General features: G+C 68.6%; 17 protein-coding genes. 1 reads left to right on the top strand and 16 read right to left on the bottom strand.

The genetic code is table 11. The features are described 5' to 3' along the window. Positions 1-45 precede the first annotated feature (45 nt). From AB0958_RS08850 to AB0958_RS08830, 5 genes are all read right to left on the bottom strand, one after another. Positions 46-549, bottom strand: a complete 504-nt coding sequence (locus AB0958_RS08850) for a helix-turn-helix domain-containing protein (protein ID WP_366889649.1) — start codon at positions 547-549, stop codon at positions 46-48. Then, positions 546-875, bottom strand: a complete 330-nt coding sequence (locus AB0958_RS08845; RefSeq protein WP_366889648.1) for a helix-turn-helix domain-containing protein — start codon at positions 873-875, stop codon at positions 546-548. Before AB0958_RS08845 ends, AB0958_RS08850 begins: the two co-directional genes overlap by 4 nt. 7 nt (positions 876-882) lie before the next feature. Beyond that, a complete protein-coding gene (locus tag AB0958_RS08840) occupies positions 883-1,872 on the bottom strand; it encodes a hypothetical protein (RefSeq protein ID WP_366889647.1) in 990 nt (329 codons plus the stop codon). 107 nt (positions 1,873-1,979) lie between these two features. Next, positions 1,980-3,065, bottom strand: a complete 1,086-nt coding sequence (locus AB0958_RS08835; RefSeq protein WP_366889645.1) for a PD-(D/E)XK nuclease family protein — start codon at positions 3,063-3,065, stop codon at positions 1,980-1,982. A gap of 55 nt (positions 3,066-3,120) precedes the next feature. Then, positions 3,121-4,305 carry a recombinase RecT gene (locus tag AB0958_RS08830; protein WP_366889644.1) on the bottom strand — a complete coding sequence of 395 codons (1,185 nt, stop codon included), beginning with the start codon at positions 4,303-4,305 and terminating at the stop codon, positions 3,121-3,123. A gap of 583 nt (positions 4,306-4,888) precedes the next feature. On the opposite strand from AB0958_RS08830, the gene AB0958_RS08825 reads away from it, so the two are divergent. Then, positions 4,889-5,380: a hypothetical protein gene (locus AB0958_RS08825; RefSeq protein ID WP_366889642.1), complete on the top strand. Its 492-nt coding sequence runs from the start codon at positions 4,889-4,891 to the stop codon at positions 5,378-5,380. Positions 5,381-5,441: 61 nt separating this feature from the next. Here the strand turns inward: AB0958_RS08825 and AB0958_RS08820 are convergent, their stop codons facing one another. The 11 genes from AB0958_RS08820 to AB0958_RS08770 form a co-directional block, all read right to left on the bottom strand. Next, complete coding sequence (locus AB0958_RS08820; protein WP_366889641.1) at positions 5,442-6,092, bottom strand: hypothetical protein; 651 nt, start codon at positions 6,090-6,092, stop codon at positions 5,442-5,444. A gap of 113 nt (positions 6,093-6,205) precedes the next feature. Further along, complete coding sequence (locus AB0958_RS08815) at positions 6,206-6,637, bottom strand: hypothetical protein (protein WP_366889640.1); 432 nt, start codon at positions 6,635-6,637, stop codon at positions 6,206-6,208. Positions 6,638-6,747: 110 nt separating this feature from the next. Continuing rightward, a complete protein-coding gene (locus tag AB0958_RS08810) occupies positions 6,748-8,040 on the bottom strand; it encodes a NucA/NucB deoxyribonuclease domain-containing protein (RefSeq protein ID WP_366889639.1) in 1,293 nt (430 codons plus the stop codon). Between the two features lie 110 nt (positions 8,041-8,150). Then, entirely contained in the window at positions 8,151-9,317 is a 1,167-nt protein-coding gene (locus AB0958_RS08805; RefSeq protein WP_366889638.1) for a hypothetical protein, read from the bottom strand. A gap of 300 nt (positions 9,318-9,617) precedes the next feature. Beyond that, positions 9,618-9,863 (bottom strand): hypothetical protein, encoded by a 246-nt coding sequence (locus tag AB0958_RS08800; protein WP_366889637.1) that lies wholly within the window; start codon positions 9,861-9,863, stop codon positions 9,618-9,620. Between the two features lie 18 nt (positions 9,864-9,881). Further along, positions 9,882-10,148, bottom strand: a complete 267-nt coding sequence (locus tag AB0958_RS08795; protein WP_366889636.1) for a hypothetical protein — start codon at positions 10,146-10,148, stop codon at positions 9,882-9,884. A gap of 27 nt (positions 10,149-10,175) precedes the next feature. Beyond that, positions 10,176-11,051 carry a peptidoglycan-binding protein gene (locus tag AB0958_RS08790; RefSeq protein ID WP_366889635.1) on the bottom strand — a complete coding sequence of 292 codons (876 nt, stop codon included), beginning with the start codon at positions 11,049-11,051 and terminating at the stop codon, positions 10,176-10,178. 116 nt (positions 11,052-11,167) lie between these two features. Next, positions 11,168-11,371, bottom strand: coding sequence for a hypothetical protein (locus AB0958_RS08785; protein WP_366889634.1), 204 nt, complete (start codon positions 11,369-11,371; stop codon positions 11,168-11,170). A gap of 3 nt (positions 11,372-11,374) precedes the next feature. Then, on the bottom strand, positions 11,375-12,967 hold the full coding sequence (locus AB0958_RS08780) for a hypothetical protein (protein WP_366889633.1): 1,593 nt from the start codon (positions 12,965-12,967) through the stop codon (positions 11,375-11,377). A 9-nt stretch (positions 12,968-12,976) separates the two neighbouring features. Beyond that, positions 12,977-14,071 carry a hypothetical protein gene (locus tag AB0958_RS08775; RefSeq protein WP_366889632.1) on the bottom strand — a complete coding sequence of 365 codons (1,095 nt, stop codon included), beginning with the start codon at positions 14,069-14,071 and terminating at the stop codon, positions 12,977-12,979. A gap of 10 nt (positions 14,072-14,081) precedes the next feature. Then, positions 14,082-15,014 (bottom strand): hypothetical protein, encoded by a 933-nt coding sequence (locus AB0958_RS08770; protein WP_366889631.1) that lies wholly within the window; start codon positions 15,012-15,014, stop codon positions 14,082-14,084. Positions 15,015-15,030 lie beyond the last annotated feature (16 nt).

Here is a 15,030-nt window from a genome sequence, read left to right as displayed (position 1 = left end):
GGTACCTCACCCCGCTCGAAACCCGAGCTAGGCTGCAACACGACTTCACCCCCGCAGCGTAGAAACACGCTGTCCAAGATCAGGGGGGAACTTCACTGACGGTTCCCCGGCCAGTTTGGCCGGTTCCTCTGTCGCACCTGGCCGCTGGCCAGTCTGACCGGTGGCCGTTTTGGCCGCCTGCTTTGTCCGTCTGCCGACGCGCTTCTGCCCGCCCTTTCTCGCCTCCCGGGCGGGAGCCTCGGAGTCGGACGCCGGCGAACCCGACGGTGGTGGCGCCTGCGGCCGAGGGGCGTGGATCGTGTAGCGGTTGCTGGTGCGTCGCCCGTCCGAGAAACGGGCGTGCGAGACGATGAACCCCTCCGCCTCCAGCCAGTCCAGGTGCCGGCGGACCGTGCGCTCCCCCTGGCTCGTCTTCTGCGCCAGAGTGGCCTGCCCCGGGAAGCACGACCACTGCTCGTCGGCGAAGTCGCACAGGGCCAGCAGCACCAGCTTCGCGCCCGGCTTCGGGATGTCCTGCCGGAAGGCCCACGCCATGGCCTCGATGCTCAACTGCCTTCCCCTTCTTCCTTCTTCCAGGCCGCCCGCCAGCGGGTGACGGTGCGGGGCTCCACACGGAGGCGCTCGGCGATCTCCTCCGCGCCCAGGCCCTCGCGGGTCATGAGTCGTGCGGCGAGTTCCCGCTCGGCCTCGTTAAGGTCGGGCAGCGGGAGATCTCCGTTGACGACCCGCTCGACCGCGAGGGAGTCGACCCCGGGGACGCCTGTGGCGGTGGTGCTGACGTGGACGCGGGGTCTGGGCCCGCGGGCCGGATCGGTGCCGCTGAGTACGAACGCGGACGCCACGGTGCGCGGCCGGGGCGTGAAGGCGGGGCGCACGGTCCCCTCATTCCTTACCGTCGAGGCCGCGGCCGCCGTCCGGGGCGTACGTGTCCTCGCGTGTGGGCTTGTGCTGAACGATCCGCGTCGACTCCGACGAGTACGGGTCGACCTTCAACTCGACCACTTCGATGAGCCCGGTGAACGAGCCGTTCGGCGGGACGGTGACCGCGACCGAGCCGTCGACAGGGTTGGTCGTCATGGCGGGGTCGGCGGGCGACAGCTCGAGCACGAGGTCACGGGCACGGCCGTTGGCGTCCTCCACCAGCGGATAGGCACCATGCAGATCGAGGACCGGGAAGTCACCGTCGGAGCAACGCCGGGTGGCGGTCACGACGAACATGCGCTCCGGGAGCCACACGCCCTCGTCGGGCGTGTCGGCGTACCGGGGGTCGCCGTTGTGTGCCCCGCGGTCTTTGAGGGGGCGGGCAGACGGCGCCGTGTCGTCGACGAGCCCTGGGGCAGCACAGGGGCCGAGGGGCCGACCGTCGCTCTCCAGGACAGCGAGGGCCTGCCCCGGCAGCCCAACACGCAGGAGACGGGCGGCTTCGGCGGCCAGCTGCTCCAGGGCGACCGCGGCCGTGCGTGCCCGGTCACGTTCGTCGAGAGCCCGAACAGCCTTGCCGCGCCAGCCGAACGACACGTCCCGCGACAGGGAGACGATCGGCAGGACGACACTCATGAGGGAATCGGCGACGTCGTCGGCGTGGCCGTCGTGCGCCATGCGCGGCCAGCTCGCGGTGAGCGCGTCGGCCAGGAGCCGCCGGATGATGTCGGCGGTGAGCGGGTACGGCGGTTCGGCCAGGTCGGCGAGGGACGCCGGCCTCTCGAGGACCTCTGCGAGGCGCAGCAGCAGAGCGATGACGCAGACGTCGTTCGTTTCGAAGCTCGCGATCTCCTGCAGCGTCCGCTCGATGCGTGCCCAGGCGCCGAGCAACTTTGCGTCGGGCGACTCTCCGCTGCCCGCGAGCCGTTCGCGGGGCGTGGGTGATGACATGGTTCCCCCTCCAGGGTGTGTCCGGTGAGCAGATGTGGATGGGCCACCAGCAGCCGGTAACGGCGGTGGGATGGCCCCGACCTGTGGTCGTGGTCAGGACGTTCGGGTCAGCCGGCCTCGGGAACCCGGGAGACGCTGATGGTGCGCGACGTCCGCCCGCCGGGCCGCATGGGAAGGCCGACGCCGAGGCCCTCGATGATGCGGATCATCGCCTCGGGGTCGGGCTCGGGAGGACGTGGGTGGCCGCCGGACCAGGACAGCTTGAAGGCGCCGTACGTACCGGCGTCCGCCGCGTCCAGCATCTTGCGGGCCTTGGCCTTGCGCTTCTTCGCGGCGCTCTCCACCTCGGCGGCGTCGGCGTAGGCGCGCAGGGCCTCGGTGACGGCCGCCGTGTCCTCGACGAGGATCGTCTGCGGGGCCCGGTCGTCGGCGAGCCGGTCGAGATTCCAACAGGTCGTTCTGAAGGGGCAGTTGTCGCAGATGATCGACAGTCCCGGGCCGTCGAGGTCGCGCGGCATGGCCTCTGGCTCGGAGCTGTCCAGGACGTCCTCGGCCCACGCCAGGGCCTGCGTCGTGACGTCCTCGTCGTACGGGCGTTGGTGGACGACGACCTGCCCGTACTCACGGCCGACGTAGCGCAGCCGTACGACGTCGACCGGCAGCGGCTCACCCGCGGGGAGGTCGGGGTGGTCCTTGAGACCACCGGTGCGGAGAAGGTGCGCGTAGAGGTGGACCTGGAACCACTCGGCCTGGCTGGGTCCCTGGCGTACGACGACGTCGAGAGCACGGGTGCTCTTGGTCTTCACGTCCTCCACGACGCCCAAGTCGATGGCCTGGGCCCCCGGGGTTCGGCGGCGAGGATCGTTCGGAGCCCAGTAGGCGTCCGCGTGGCCGAGGATCACGCCGTTGGTGAGCTCCAGCTCGGTGTGGGCGCCGTACTGTTCCCGCAGCACGCGCAGGATCCCCTCGTGTAACCAGGTGCCGAGGATCGCGGCGTGCATGTTGTCGGCGAGGTCCGTCGGCCACGTGCCGTGGACCTCGTAGGCAGCGCGGCGTCTGCACAGGCCGATCGAGGAGGGGCCAAGGAGGCGCTGGCGGGAGCGAGGTCTGGCGCGGTCGTCGCGGTGGGCGCCCTTCCACAGGTCGGGAACCGGGACGGTGGCGTGTCCGGCGATGCTGTCGTCGGTGGGCATGGTGATCTCGCACTCTGTTGGCTGGACTGTCCTGTCGCCTGACGGGCAGGAGGGGCTACTGGGCCGAGTCGGTGGTGGTCCCGCTCCGGGAGGACTTCCGGGTCCGGGCCGTCGGCTTCTCCGCGGTGCTCTTCCGCGTGGCGGTCTTCTTCGCCGCGGCCTTGCGGGGCGTTGCCTTCTTGGCTGGGGCGCGTCTGCGCGTGGGTGGGGTGCCGGCCGTCGAGTCGGGATCGGCGGGGCTGTCGGACGCGGTCTCGCCGCCGCCGTCAGGCCGCAGCGTGTTGAGGAGGACGCGCAGTTGATCGGTGCTGGCGTCCTGGAAGGAGACACCGAAGTCCTCGAAGGACCGCTCGTTGACGGTGTCGAAGCCCATGTCCAGGCTGCCGGCCAGTTGCTGGACCTCCCTGCGTGCCTGGTCCAGTTCGGCGCGTGGATCGGCTGGCGGCGGCCTCTCGCTGTCCTGTGCTGAAGTGGCGCCAGGCGCCTCCGTGCCACTACCAGTTTCGAGGACCTCCCCCTCGACCACGTCGCCGGACGAGGAGGCTTCCCCGTCCCGCCGGGACTCGTCAGCGTGCTCGGCCTTCCCGCCGTTCCCCAGTCGCGCGGCGGCGGCCTGGACGCGCTCGCGAGACTCCGCTGCGTCGGCCGCGTGCATCTCCTCGTCGACGTGCAGGCCGGACAGGTCCGCGGGGCAGGCCCGGCGCAGGGCGAGAGCCTCGGCGACCTTGCTCAGCTGGCTGGCGGGCATCTGCGGCCACAGGCCGCCGAGCTTGTACTCCTGAGCCTCGTAGTCCCACACCTTCGGCGCGTACTCGCGCCAGTGGGCGACGGCGGGGAAGCGGGAGCCGCCGCGCCAGACGACGAGCCGGCACGCGGCAGGGGGCTCCTCGCGCAGCCACACCGTGTGCTCGCCGCCCTCGGCGTCGTACCAGACGAAGTCCTCGTACGCGATGGACTGTCCGGCCCGGTCGGCGGCCCGGCGCGCGATGAGCCGGTAGCCGTCGATTCCGGTCTGAATGGTCCAGCGGATCTCGCTGCGCGACTTGCGTTTGATCATGTAGATCTGCCGGCCGAATGGGTCCAGCCCAGAAGCCTTGCAGTAGTGGAAGAAGATCCCCAGCTGCGCCGGACTGGCCTCCGCCAGGTCCGGGAAGGCCGCGCGCAACGCGCGTAACTGCTGGTCCTCGAACGCCTTCTGGTCCTCGCGGATCGCGAGCCAGGTGACCGGAGTGTCGGCCACGCCCCCTCCAAGTATCCGAAAATTGAATGCGTCGCTCAACTGTTGCAACACATGTTGAGATCAATTGAAGATGATATAAATCTATTTCACTTGATCGCTTGCGTCAAGTGTTGTGCTGGTCTGGCCGGTTCGGTGACGGTGCGGCTGGTGGCGCCGTGCCGGGTGTCGCTCGCACGGCGGGTGGGTGTGGTGCGGGAGTAGGGCGCGGTTTGGGCCCCTGAACCCGCGGCGATCTGCCGCTGCGGGTCGCTGGCGCGGCCGCTCGAAGGGTGCTTTGGCTCGGGTGTGCCTGACCCCTCTCGTGTCCCTGTGGAGGTTCTCCTCGTTGACGCACCGTTCATCCATGAAAATGTCCTGCAAGCGTCTCCACACATGTTGACGCACACCCTAGGTGTCCCGAGTGTCGATTGGCACCCCGCATGTGGTCCATGTCGTGTTTCCGGTGCGGCGGTGTCGTCATTTTCGGTCTGCCTTGAGTGTCGGAAAAGGAGACTGAGTCCCCACGAAAGTAGACAGTCACCTTGCCTGTCTGTCAGTCTGGTAGACGTCAAAGGGTCGTTCATCGACCACACTTGGGGGATTCATGTCTCGTGACCAGCAGTTCATCTCTGTACCGGTCCCTGCTCAGTACGTCACTCGCGTCTACGCATTGCTTGCCGAACTGGACCTGAAGGAGGGCGAGATGAGCAGTCCGCTGCCCGGCGGGACCCAGGGTGCCGAGCCCGACGAAAATTGGCCGGTGAAGGAGTGGACCGTTGAGAACTTCAGGTCGCTCATCGCCACGGATCTGCCGTCGATCCAGCGCGTCGCTGCCATGCTGGACCTCCTCGCCGCCGAGCCGGAGCGCGCGTACAGCACCACCGCCCTCGTCGAGCGCATCAACCTCGACCGCGGTCAGATCAAGGGTGCCCTGGCTGCCTTCACCCGGCATCTGCACGCGCACTATGGGCGGGGTAACTGGCCGATGAAGTTCGAGTGGGCTACCGATCCCGACTCCACCTACCCGGCTGAGGCGTTCTACCGTCTCGACAAGGTGAACGCCGCCCGCTGGCAGGAAGCACGCGCCACGGCGTAGTGCGCTCGGCGGGGTGGGACCCCGGCTCAGGGCGGCGCCGTCCGCCGAGCCGCCGACTCCGCTATCGCTTCGGCCGTACCGACAGGGAGAAGCCGGCCTCCAACAGCTCTGCCGCGAACGCGGCGACCTCTTCCGCCGAGTGTTCACCCGGCCGGAAGGTCCTGGTATCCGGCAGCGGCGGCGGAGTGGGCTTCGGCTCCGCCGCCGGCTTACGGCCGCGGGGCTTGATCTGTTCGCGCTCCCCCGCCCGAATGCGGTCGATGCCGTCCTGGACAGTCACGCGCCCACGGCGCTCGGCGTCCTCCAGCACGGTCTCCAGCAGCCATAGAGGTGAGCCGGAGACCATCGCGTCCTCGGGCGCGAAACTCCTGCGGACCCGCCACTGGTAGATGTCCATGTACTTCTTGCCGAAGATCCAGGGGATCTCCTTCAGACCGACGATGTGCGGCAGCTCTGCCGCGTCGCTGACCTCGTACCCGCCGTCGATGTCAGCCTTGTACTCCTTGAGCCGCTCCGACAGGTACTCCCGTGACCCGTCCTCGGCGAGACCGAGCACGGTCGGTAGCAGCCAGTACGGGTTTCCGGAGATCACCGCGTCCGGCTCACCCAACACCCCGCGGGTCTTCCACAGCTGGGAGGTCTGTCGTTCCACGCCGTAGAGGGACGCGATCTCGCCGTGCCCCAGGAGATAGGGGAACCGCTTCTTCGCCACAACGCCCTCCGGGACCGTTCAACCACATAAAACTGACTTGATGTGTCAAGCATAGTTGCTTGGCATGGCGCGCCTCTCCACGGAGAGTCCCCGCGCACGGCGATCGCGGGCTGTCATTCGTCATCATCGTCGTCCGGTTCGGACTCCCGGGTGAAGGCCAGGTCGAGGACGTAGCGTTCGTCAGCGGGGCACTGGGACCAGGCGTGCTGGATCTGCTCGAGGGTCCAGTCGTCGGTGATGCTCGTCAGGGTCTCGTCGTAGTAGGTGGATGCCGCTTCGCGTCCGGTCCACCACGCGTAGCCTTCGTAAACGCCCGGGCGGGGCAGGGTGATCTCGCCGGCCGGGCCCATAGTCAGCTGGTTGACGACGAGGGTGCCGGTCTCGGACTCGATGCTGACCGGGGTGTGGCCTTCGGCGTCGGCGGGGGGCTTGGGGGGTGTGTCCCAGATGCGGACGGTGACTTGCACGTTGATGCGAGGTTGGAGGCTGAGCAGGTACAGGTGGTAGCCGTTGCCGGCTACGACCTGTACCTCAGCGGCTGCCATGGCTGCTCCGTCACCTAGGTAGGCGTCGGTGTCGTAGACCTCGACGAATCGGCGGTCGGGGCTTGCTGTAACGCTGTGTTCGGCGAGGAGCGCCATGGGATGCCTCTCTGTCAGTCGGTGATCTTCACATAGAAGGGGTCGCCGTCCAGGACCCGATTGGTGGTGTACATCGCCAAGATCCGTTTGCCGCCTTCGCCGTTGTCCGTGCCGCTGATCAGGCGGACGGAGTACCGGTTGTCACCCTTGGTCGATCCTTCTTTTGTACTGGCGAACGGGTACTCGTCGCACTCCAGCCCGGTTCCGGAGTAGTCGCCCCACACCGCCCTGCACTCCTTGGTGGACTTGTCGCGGTTCTCGTTCTGCTTGGTTGGGTCGACCAGCCGGTGAAGGGGCTCCTTCTCCCCGGGGACGGTCTTACCCGCGAAGGACGGGAAGGTGCGCTCCGGGTGCTTCAGGGCGTCGTAGATGTGTAGGGCACTCTCCTTGACCTCGGGATCCTTGCGGCTCATCACGAGTTCCACGCGGGCCCCGGTGAAGACCGTACCTTTGTGCTTGCCGGCCACGGGTCCGGCGTAGTCGAAGCGGACGCCGGAGTGGTAGGCGTCGACCTCGCTGTACGGGGAGACGCTGGGCGACGAGACGCCGAGGTCCATAGAGACCGTTCCCGCGACCTTCTGCTGGTTGCCGTTGTTGAACTGGGCACCCAGGTCGGGGGAGGTGTACGTGAGCGTCCACGTCGGTTTGTCGTTCCAGACCCCGAGAAGTTCGTCGCGCTGGACCGTGCTGGGAGCGGTGATCTGCGGATTGGGGTCGCTGGCGCTGGCGTTGACGTCGTCCCGGAAAGACTGCGCGATGCTCCACTTGGTGGCGTCCTCGGGAGGCGCGGTCTGCACGCGGATGTTCTCGACGCTGGCCAGGTAGTCGACCCTGCGGCTTCCGTCGTAGGCGAAGCCCAGGGTCCACATGTCGAACCAGAGACGGCCGATGGCCTCGGTGCCGTTCTTGTCGCGCAGGATCAGGTCGTACGGCTTCTTCTGGCAGCTCTCGAAGCGGCTCTTTATCCAGCCGGCCTGGGTCTTCGCGGCTGCCGCCTGCTGCTCGCACTGCTGGCGCAGGTCCGACTGTTCGTCCGCGGGTGCGCGTCGGACCGTGTGGCCGTGCCGCGTCTGCTTGCCGTGCGAGCGCCGGTAGGCGGCGAACGGAACCGGGTGGTTCAGCTTTTGGAGCTCGGACTTGGGAACGGACGAGGCGTTCACGAACCCTGCGGTCGTCGCGGGTCGCGGTGTGTGCGCCTGAGTGGGCGCCGCGGTCGCGGCGGTGGTGGTCAGGAGGGTCACGGCGCAGGCGGCTGCTGCTCGGAGGGCCCAGCGGACCAGTCGTATTCGGTGGTTGGGGTGCTGCATACGGAGTTGCTCCCTGGGAAGCGTGGTGAAGTCTCGGATGGTGGAAGGCCTCGGCCGGGATCGCTCGTGGCGGCGGCCGTCGCGGGTGGTGCCTTGCTGGTTCCGTCCGCTCAGGAACGGCACATCCCGCCCCAGCAGGCTTCGAGGAGCTGGCCGGTGCGGGCCGAGTACACGGCGGTGAAGCCTCGATAGCGCCGGTGGTCGTGTTCGAGTCCCGCTGTCATCTGCTGGGAGCTGACGGTCCATGTCGTCTCTGTCCCGGTGCCCAGGGACCGTTCCGCGGTGGTCGACGACCGGGCCAGGTCGATGTGCTGCGGGTCGATGGCGAAGGAGTGCGCGGCGCGCTCGCGGAGGGACGCTGCGCTGGGCGCATCGCCGGCAGCGCGGGCGGCCATGACCTCTGGCTTGGCCTCCAGAGCGACGGCGTTGCAGACGTGGGCGGTCTGCACGCACTCGGACAGGCCGGGAACCGTCTGGAGGCAGCTGTCAGGGTCCTGGTCCAAGCACGCGGACAGAGCCTTCTGGTCGACGCCGTTGAAGGTGGCTGGTACGTCCTCGGTTTCCAGCAGAGAGGCCCATGACGTCGGGTCGTCTGCGTCCCGCGTGACAGCGACGGAGGGCGTGGGCTTGCGCGGCTTGCTCGCCGTCCACTGGGTGAACGTGGTGTTGTCCGTCAGCTTGCTCGTGAAGCAGTACGGCGGCTTGTTCGTGCTGCTGCAGGTGGGCAGCGAGAGAACCTTGGCGACGTTGTTCGTGGCAACCTGGTGCCAGGACTGGTTGCCGTCCATGAACTGCATGCGGTTGGCGATGTCCGGAACGTTCGTGTACTGCGGGCCCGTCACCTCGAGACCGACGTCGACGCGGTTGGTGGCGCCCCCGATGACCTTGAGCTGGTCGGTGGTGCTGCCGACGGTGTTGAAGTCGTACAGGACGTCCCACTGGTTTCCGGTGTCCTGGCGAACCAGCATGTAGGTGTGGTTCCGCTTGTCCGGTTTGCTCGGGTTCACGCCGGCGGTGATGGCCTTGGTGTGTCCGCCGTCCTTGCCGAGTTCGGTCCAGCGGGGCCCGTACTTCATCGTGGTCTTGCCGGTCTTCTCGGCGTACAGGCCGATCTCGATGTTCCGGCCGAACTCGTCGCCGTCGGTGTTGGGCGTCACGCGCAGGTAGTTCGCCGTCTGCACGGTCGCGTCGGTGCTGACCTGGTCGTAGGTGATCGGTACGTTCCGCCAGGTCGCGAAGCCGCCGATCACGGGCTGGCCCGGTCGGCTGCACGTCATGGCCCAGAAGGTGATCTGGGCGCTGTACATGGTGTTGCAGGCGGTCGTTGGAGGGGCCGCCTGGGCTGGTGCCGCTCCGGCGAGCGGCATGGCTATGCCCACGCCTGCGATGGATAAGAGGGCCGCAAGTCTCCTGCGTGTAAGCAAAGTTGTTCCCCCTGCGACTGAAAGTGATGGTCGCGGCACAACTTATCGAACAGGTGATCTCATAGCATCTTCATAAGAACGTGTTGCTCCGATCAAGGGCGTGATTACTGCCACGCACTGACGCGGTTTCGAACACAGGTGGGCCCGGCCAGGTCACCGACCGAGTGCCGACCAGACGGCGACAGCGAACGCGGCAACACCGGTGAGCGCGCTGATGGCAGGGAGGGGCCAGCGGGAGCGCTCGAGAGCGGTGACCCGGCCGTCCAGTTCCTCGAGGGCCTTGTCGATCTGGTCGGAACGCTGGACCAGGAGCGCGAGTTGGCCGTCGATCCGCGCGAGCCCGACTTCGAGGGCGCGGCGGAGTTCGGCGAGCTCCAGGGCGATCTCTCCGTCGGGCATGGCGCTTGCTGCTCCTGATCAGTTGATGGTGGTGGAGGCCGGGTCGCTGTCGGCCGGGAGCCACGAAGCCGTGCCGGCGCGACCGAGGAGGGAGCCGACTGCGCCCTTGGCGACGGCGAGGCCCGCGGGAATCGCCGCGATGGCCGCCGACTCGAGTGTGGACAGGTTGACGACGTTGGTCGTTCCGGACGCGAGGAGGAGGCCGAGGAACGCTTCGACGTACGTCAGTGCGGCGCGCTCGGTGATGTCGGCGAGGAGCTTGGGCGTTCTGGTGGAGGTGACCACGGGGAATTCGTCCTCTCGATGAGTGGGTCAGGGGTTGGGGACGCGGAGCTTGGCCCAGCTGGCCGGGCCGGGGATGCCGTCGGCGTCGTCACCGGAGTAGCCGAGCTTGCGCTGCCAGGCGGCGTACGAGCGCCGGTCGGCGTCCGTCCAGCTCGGGCCCGGGCCCTTGGCGTACCTGCCGCAGCCCTCGGCGACGAGCCGTTTGCCCATCGCGGTGACCAGGGCGGAGCTGCGGCCAGTACGGAAGTAGCCAGCGCCGGGAAACGGCGCGTACCCGGGCTCGTCCTCGGTCGGCGTGCTGCTGGCCGGCTTTCCGCTGAGGTGCTTGGCGACCGCGGTGCGGAAGTCGTCCATCGAGATGCCGGCCGGGTCTGGCTTGCCGGGTTGCCACTCCTTGTGGCCGATCACCGACCGCGCACTCCAGCCGTGGGCCTGGCACAGGGCCGCGCTGACACTGTGCATGGCGTCGAGTTGAGCCTGTGGCCACGCCTGTTCGCCGCCGGTGTTGATGCACTCGAAGCCGTAGAAGTGGGGGTTGCCGTCGGTGTTGGCCTCGTCGTCCGGCGGCAGCGGTTTCTCGGCGATGACGGCCTTGAGGACGTCGTCGTCGCCGGAGCCGGCGTGGTTGGCGCGGCCGTAGCCGACGAGGTGCACGGTGCCGGAGCGGTCGATGACGCCGTGGCAGAGCGGGCCGGGGAGCGAGGTGTAGCCGGTACGGCAGAGCTCCACCATGCCGGCTTCGGTGGAGTACGGGCCGGTGTGGTGGATCATCACGCCGTGGATCGGGCCCCAGGCGCCCTTGTGGTTGCGGTTGTGGGTACGCCAGTTGCCGTGCTCGACGACGCGGACGCCGGACCTCTTCAGGACGGCGAGGAACTGGTCTGCGGACAGTGGCTTAGCCACGTCAGGACGCTTTCTCCCCCGCGCCTCCGCATGTGTGAACCGCGCCAGTGGCCAACTGGCGGTCCCTCAAGATCGGGCTACACATGCTGGGTAGAGGGTCACCCATCGCGCGGAGCCTAACTCACAGGGCCGCTCAGCGGCGTCGCCAGGTCGCTGATCGGCTGGCCGCACCCCATGCACAGGCCTCGATACAGCGGCGGCTCCGCGTTGGCGTAGTAGGTGCCGACGAACGGCTGGTCCTGCGATGGGCAGCCGGAAGTTCGGCATGTGGCCACGAGGGTGACCGGATCGGGCTCGGTTTCGTCGTCTTGGGCGGCCATGGGTTAGTCCTCTCCGATGATCATCCAGTAGACGCCTGTCGTGGTGGTGTTGGTGCGGGTGAGCCAGATCGTCATCCCGGCGGAACTCACGTTGTTGCAGCTGACGCCGAGGACCTGGGTCCCGGGCAGAGACGTGATGGGCGTGACGAATCCACGGAAACTGGTGCCGCTGATACTGCCGCCAGAGAGTGTGACGGACGTGGGGGTGCCCGCCACGGGGCTGATCGACACCGTGCCCACACTGATGTTGTCGGCGCGGAAGGTCCCTGCGGCGCGGATTCCGGCCTCTGCCGTCAGGGTCATGGTCCCGCTGGGGCCGGCGCTGAACTGTGCCGTGCTCCTGCCCAGGTAGAGGCGGCCACCGTTGGGTGCGCTGGTAGAGGCGTTGACGCGCTCGGCGACCCAGAAGTCGTTGCCGAACCACGTGCGCCATTTGTAGGTGACGCTGTCGGCGGAGTCGACGAACGTCCCGCTGTTGAGACCCAGGTTGGCGTCGGCGCTGCCGCCCGAGACGTTGGCGACCGCCTTGTTCGTGCCATCACTCGACGACCAGTAGATGTACGGGTACGTGGAGTTGGGTTCGATGCCGATCTTGCTGCCGCCGGTGCCGTATCCGGTCAGGTTGGAGGCGTTCAGGACGATACGGGCCCCGGAGGTGGCGGTCTGCACGGTGGCACCGGTGATCACCTTGCCGTTGATCGCGTTGGCGTCGAGCTTGTCCGTGGTGATCGCTCCGGCCTTGATGTGCATGGCGTCGATGGACCCGGCCGCGATCTTGGCTGCTGTCACCGAGTTCGCGGCCAGCTGGTCAGCGGTCACCGCCAGCGCGGCGATCTTCCCCGTCGTCACCGAGTTCGCCGCGATCTTGTCGGCGGAGACGGAGGACGCGGCCAGCGCGTCGGCCTGTACGGAGCCCACGGTCAGGTGCCTGGCCAGGATCTGACCAGCCGCGATCTTCCCGGCAGTGACCGCGTTTTCGGCGAGCGCGACGGAGTCGATCGCGGCGACCGCGACCTTGGCGTCCGTCACCGCGTCGTCGGCCAACTTCATCGTGGTGACGATGCCGTCCAGGACGTCGTCGGCGATGACGGGCGCCGGCCCGTACGGTCCCACGATCACCGTGGGCGGAGAGGCGGCGCCGGAGGTGTTGCGGGCCAGCGTGCGCACGTAGACGTCGTTGTCGCAGGGCACGACAACGGTCGTACCCTGGGCGGTCTCCATCGTCGCCTGGAGTGTGGCCGGGCTCGGGTCGTAGGTGGCGTCGGTAGAGGCGTGGATTTCGAGCCGGGCCCAGTCCAGGGAGACGGTGGAGCCGTCGGCGAAGCCTCCGTCCCAGGAGACGGTGACGCCGCCGAGGACGGACGCGACGATCGGCGCGGTGGGTTGTGAGGGCGGCGGGCCGTTGACGATGTTCACGCCGGTGGTGCCGTCGGGCTGCTGGCCGATGACCGCGCGCAGAGAGCCGTCCTCGTCGTACACGTCCAGCGCGCCGTTCTCGAGCGAGGAGTAGGCGAGGCGGGAAGTGCGGGTCTGCTGGGTGAGATGGCGTTCGAGGGCGGCGATGCGGGCCGCCAGCTTCGCGAGGTCGTTGGCCATGGCGGTGGATCAGCTCCCGTAGGTGAAACGGTCGGCGCGGGCGAGGGTGAGGGTGATGCGTTCGGGGTCGTTGCCCTGGGGCGGGCGGAGGGTCCAGGCGGTGACGCGGCACCAGCCGTCGTAGTCCGACCACTGGTCGTGGAGGGACACGCGGACGTCGTCGCCGATCTGCCAGCTGCCGGTCGGGGCGGCCGGGTGGTCGAGGACCTGGATCTCGGTGACCTCGCCGAGGACCTGGCGGCCGGTGCGTTCGGCGCGGGCACGGGCGGCCAGGCGGTCGTTGGCCTTCTCGGCGGGGACTTCGAGGACGTGTTCCAGACGGAGGCGGCCGTTTCGGATCGCGTCGATGGCGCGTCGTCGGCTGCGGCCCTCTCCGGCGCCGAGGGCGATGACGACTTGGGCGTACTCGTCGGCGTCGTAGACCACCGGGACGGTGGCGGCGACGTTGACACCGGAGGTGAAGGAGATGTCGGTGCGACGGGTGCCCAGGCGAGGCCAGCCGAGACGGATGCGGCCGCCGGGGCGGCCGGTGGGCGTCCAGTCGGTGGCCTCGGTCCACTGGGGGCCGCCGTCGACCTGCGTCATGTCGTCGACGACCTCGCCGAGCACCGGGGCCTCCCACCAGTCGGTGGTGTACGGCTCGGCAGGGGTGCCGGCCGTGGCCTTGCCGGTGGTGCCGTCGACGGTCACTCGGAGGTCGCCGTCGGGCTGGGACTGCGCGTACGCCCAGACGTCGCGGATGACCTGGCAGGGGTCGGCGTAGGTGTACGGCCCTCGGCCGTTCAGGTTGCCGTGGACGTCGTGGCGGCGGTGCAGGTAGCTGCCCCACCCTGCGGCCTCGACGGGGTACGCGGCGCCCTCCGGCTCCGCGCGCCAGACGATGCCACCCCACAGCAGGGTGCCGTCCCGCTCGGCGGTGAGCAGCGTGTTGCCGGGATCGAGCTGGGCGGGGAGGAGGTGGGCGAAGCGCGGCTCCAGGCGGCCGGAGAAGTCCCCGGTCGCGTTGAGGGACAGGCCGAACTCGACCTCGGACAGCGGAAGATCGGCGGTCAGCGGTTCGCCGGTCAGGGCGTGCCAGCTGCGGTAGCGGTACGACGCCGTCATCGGCTCGGCCTCACCGCACACTCTCGGTGAACTCGATGTCCGCGACCAGCGAGGTGGCGGCATCGACCGACAGGTCGCCGGTCTCGCTCTTCGACATGTACGTCTGCACGTACAGGCTCTGCGTGGTGCCGCGCATGGTGGCGGTGACGGTGATGCTGTCGGCGATGACGACGGTGTTGCGGCGGGTTCCGGATCCCTGGTCGTCGTCGATGGCGGTGTCCTGGCCGAAGACGGTGCCGCCCAGGACGTTCTGCATCCTCGCGTACACGTCCGCGCGGGTCAGCCGCAGTCCTGCGACCGTGGTGACCAGCTTCGCCGTGGTCGCCCAGGAGGGCACGGGCACCGACCATCTGGCCGCCACCGGCCAGGTGTGCCACTTGTTGTCGGAGTACGTCAGCGTGCTCACGGAGCCGGGAAAGGCGGTGTACAGGCGTCGCTCACGGCGTGGGTTCGCGATCTGTCGCAGGTCGGTGATCACCGAATCCGTGAGCACGGTGGTGTTGGCCGGGATGTCGACGCGAGCCAGCGGGATCGCGGTCATCCCGGCCGGCACGGTCGTCGCCGTGGCCGACACGTTGCTGACCACGTGGAAGTAGCCGATCTCGTCGGCCTCCGGGTTCCGGGTGCCCTCGTACTCCGGGTCCTCCACCCGCAGGCAGACCAGGTCCGAGCGGGCGCTCGCTCCCGTTGGCGCGATGGGCACGGTGGCGTCGCCGACGTTGTACTGCGTGTATGAGCCCTGCCCCCAGGCCGCGCCTCGGATCACCGCGGAGCCGTCCGCCACCCGCACCCCGGCGCCGGGCGTGGACAGCTGCCTCACCTTCAGGTCGTCGCCCTCGGTCACTCCCTGCGAGCCGCGGGCGAGATCGCGGACCATCATGCGGAAGGCCCGGGCTGCGTGCGTGCCGCCGTGGGTGAGCAGCGGCGGGTTGATCAGGGTCACGTATGAGCTCCTCGTG

Origin of the sequence: Streptomyces sp. NPDC006655, assembly GCF_040703965.1 — a bacterium.
Lineage (GTDB): Bacteria > Actinomycetota > Actinomycetes > Streptomycetales > Streptomycetaceae > Streptomyces.
The sequence above is the reverse complement of the archived record's forward strand: the minus strand, read 5'-3'. Positions and strand labels throughout refer to the sequence as shown.

Bases quoted from the DNA above. Each gene is read 5' to 3' on its own strand.
- AB0958_RS08825 (WP_366889642.1), top strand. From the start codon at position 4,889: ATGTCTCGTGACCAGCAGTTCATCTCTGTACCGGTCCCTGCTCAGTAC.
- AB0958_RS08840 (WP_366889647.1), bottom strand. From the start codon at position 1,872: ATGTCATCACCCACGCCCCGCGAACGGCTCGCGGGCAGCGGAGAGTCG.
- AB0958_RS08810 (WP_366889639.1), bottom strand. From the start codon at position 8,040: ATGCAGCACCCCAACCACCGAATACGACTGGTCCGCTGGGCCCTCCGA.
- AB0958_RS08815 (WP_366889640.1), bottom strand. From the start codon at position 6,637: ATGGCAGCCGCTGAGGTACAGGTCGTAGCCGGCAACGGCTACCACCTG.
- AB0958_RS08785 (WP_366889634.1), bottom strand. From the start codon at position 11,371: ATGGCCGCCCAAGACGACGAAACCGAGCCCGATCCGGTCACCCTCGTG.
- AB0958_RS08775 (WP_366889632.1), bottom strand. From the start codon at position 14,071: ATGACGGCGTCGTACCGCTACCGCAGCTGGCACGCCCTGACCGGCGAA.
- AB0958_RS08800 (WP_366889637.1), bottom strand. From the start codon at position 9,863: ATGCCCGACGGAGAGATCGCCCTGGAGCTCGCCGAACTCCGCCGCGCC.
- AB0958_RS08835 (WP_366889645.1), bottom strand. From the start codon at position 3,065: ATGCCCACCGACGACAGCATCGCCGGACACGCCACCGTCCCGGTTCCC.
- AB0958_RS08780 (WP_366889633.1), bottom strand. From the start codon at position 12,967: ATGGCCAACGACCTCGCGAAGCTGGCGGCCCGCATCGCCGCCCTCGAA.
- AB0958_RS08805 (WP_366889638.1), bottom strand. From the start codon at position 9,317: ATGACGTGCAGCCGACCGGGCCAGCCCGTGATCGGCGGCTTCGCGACC.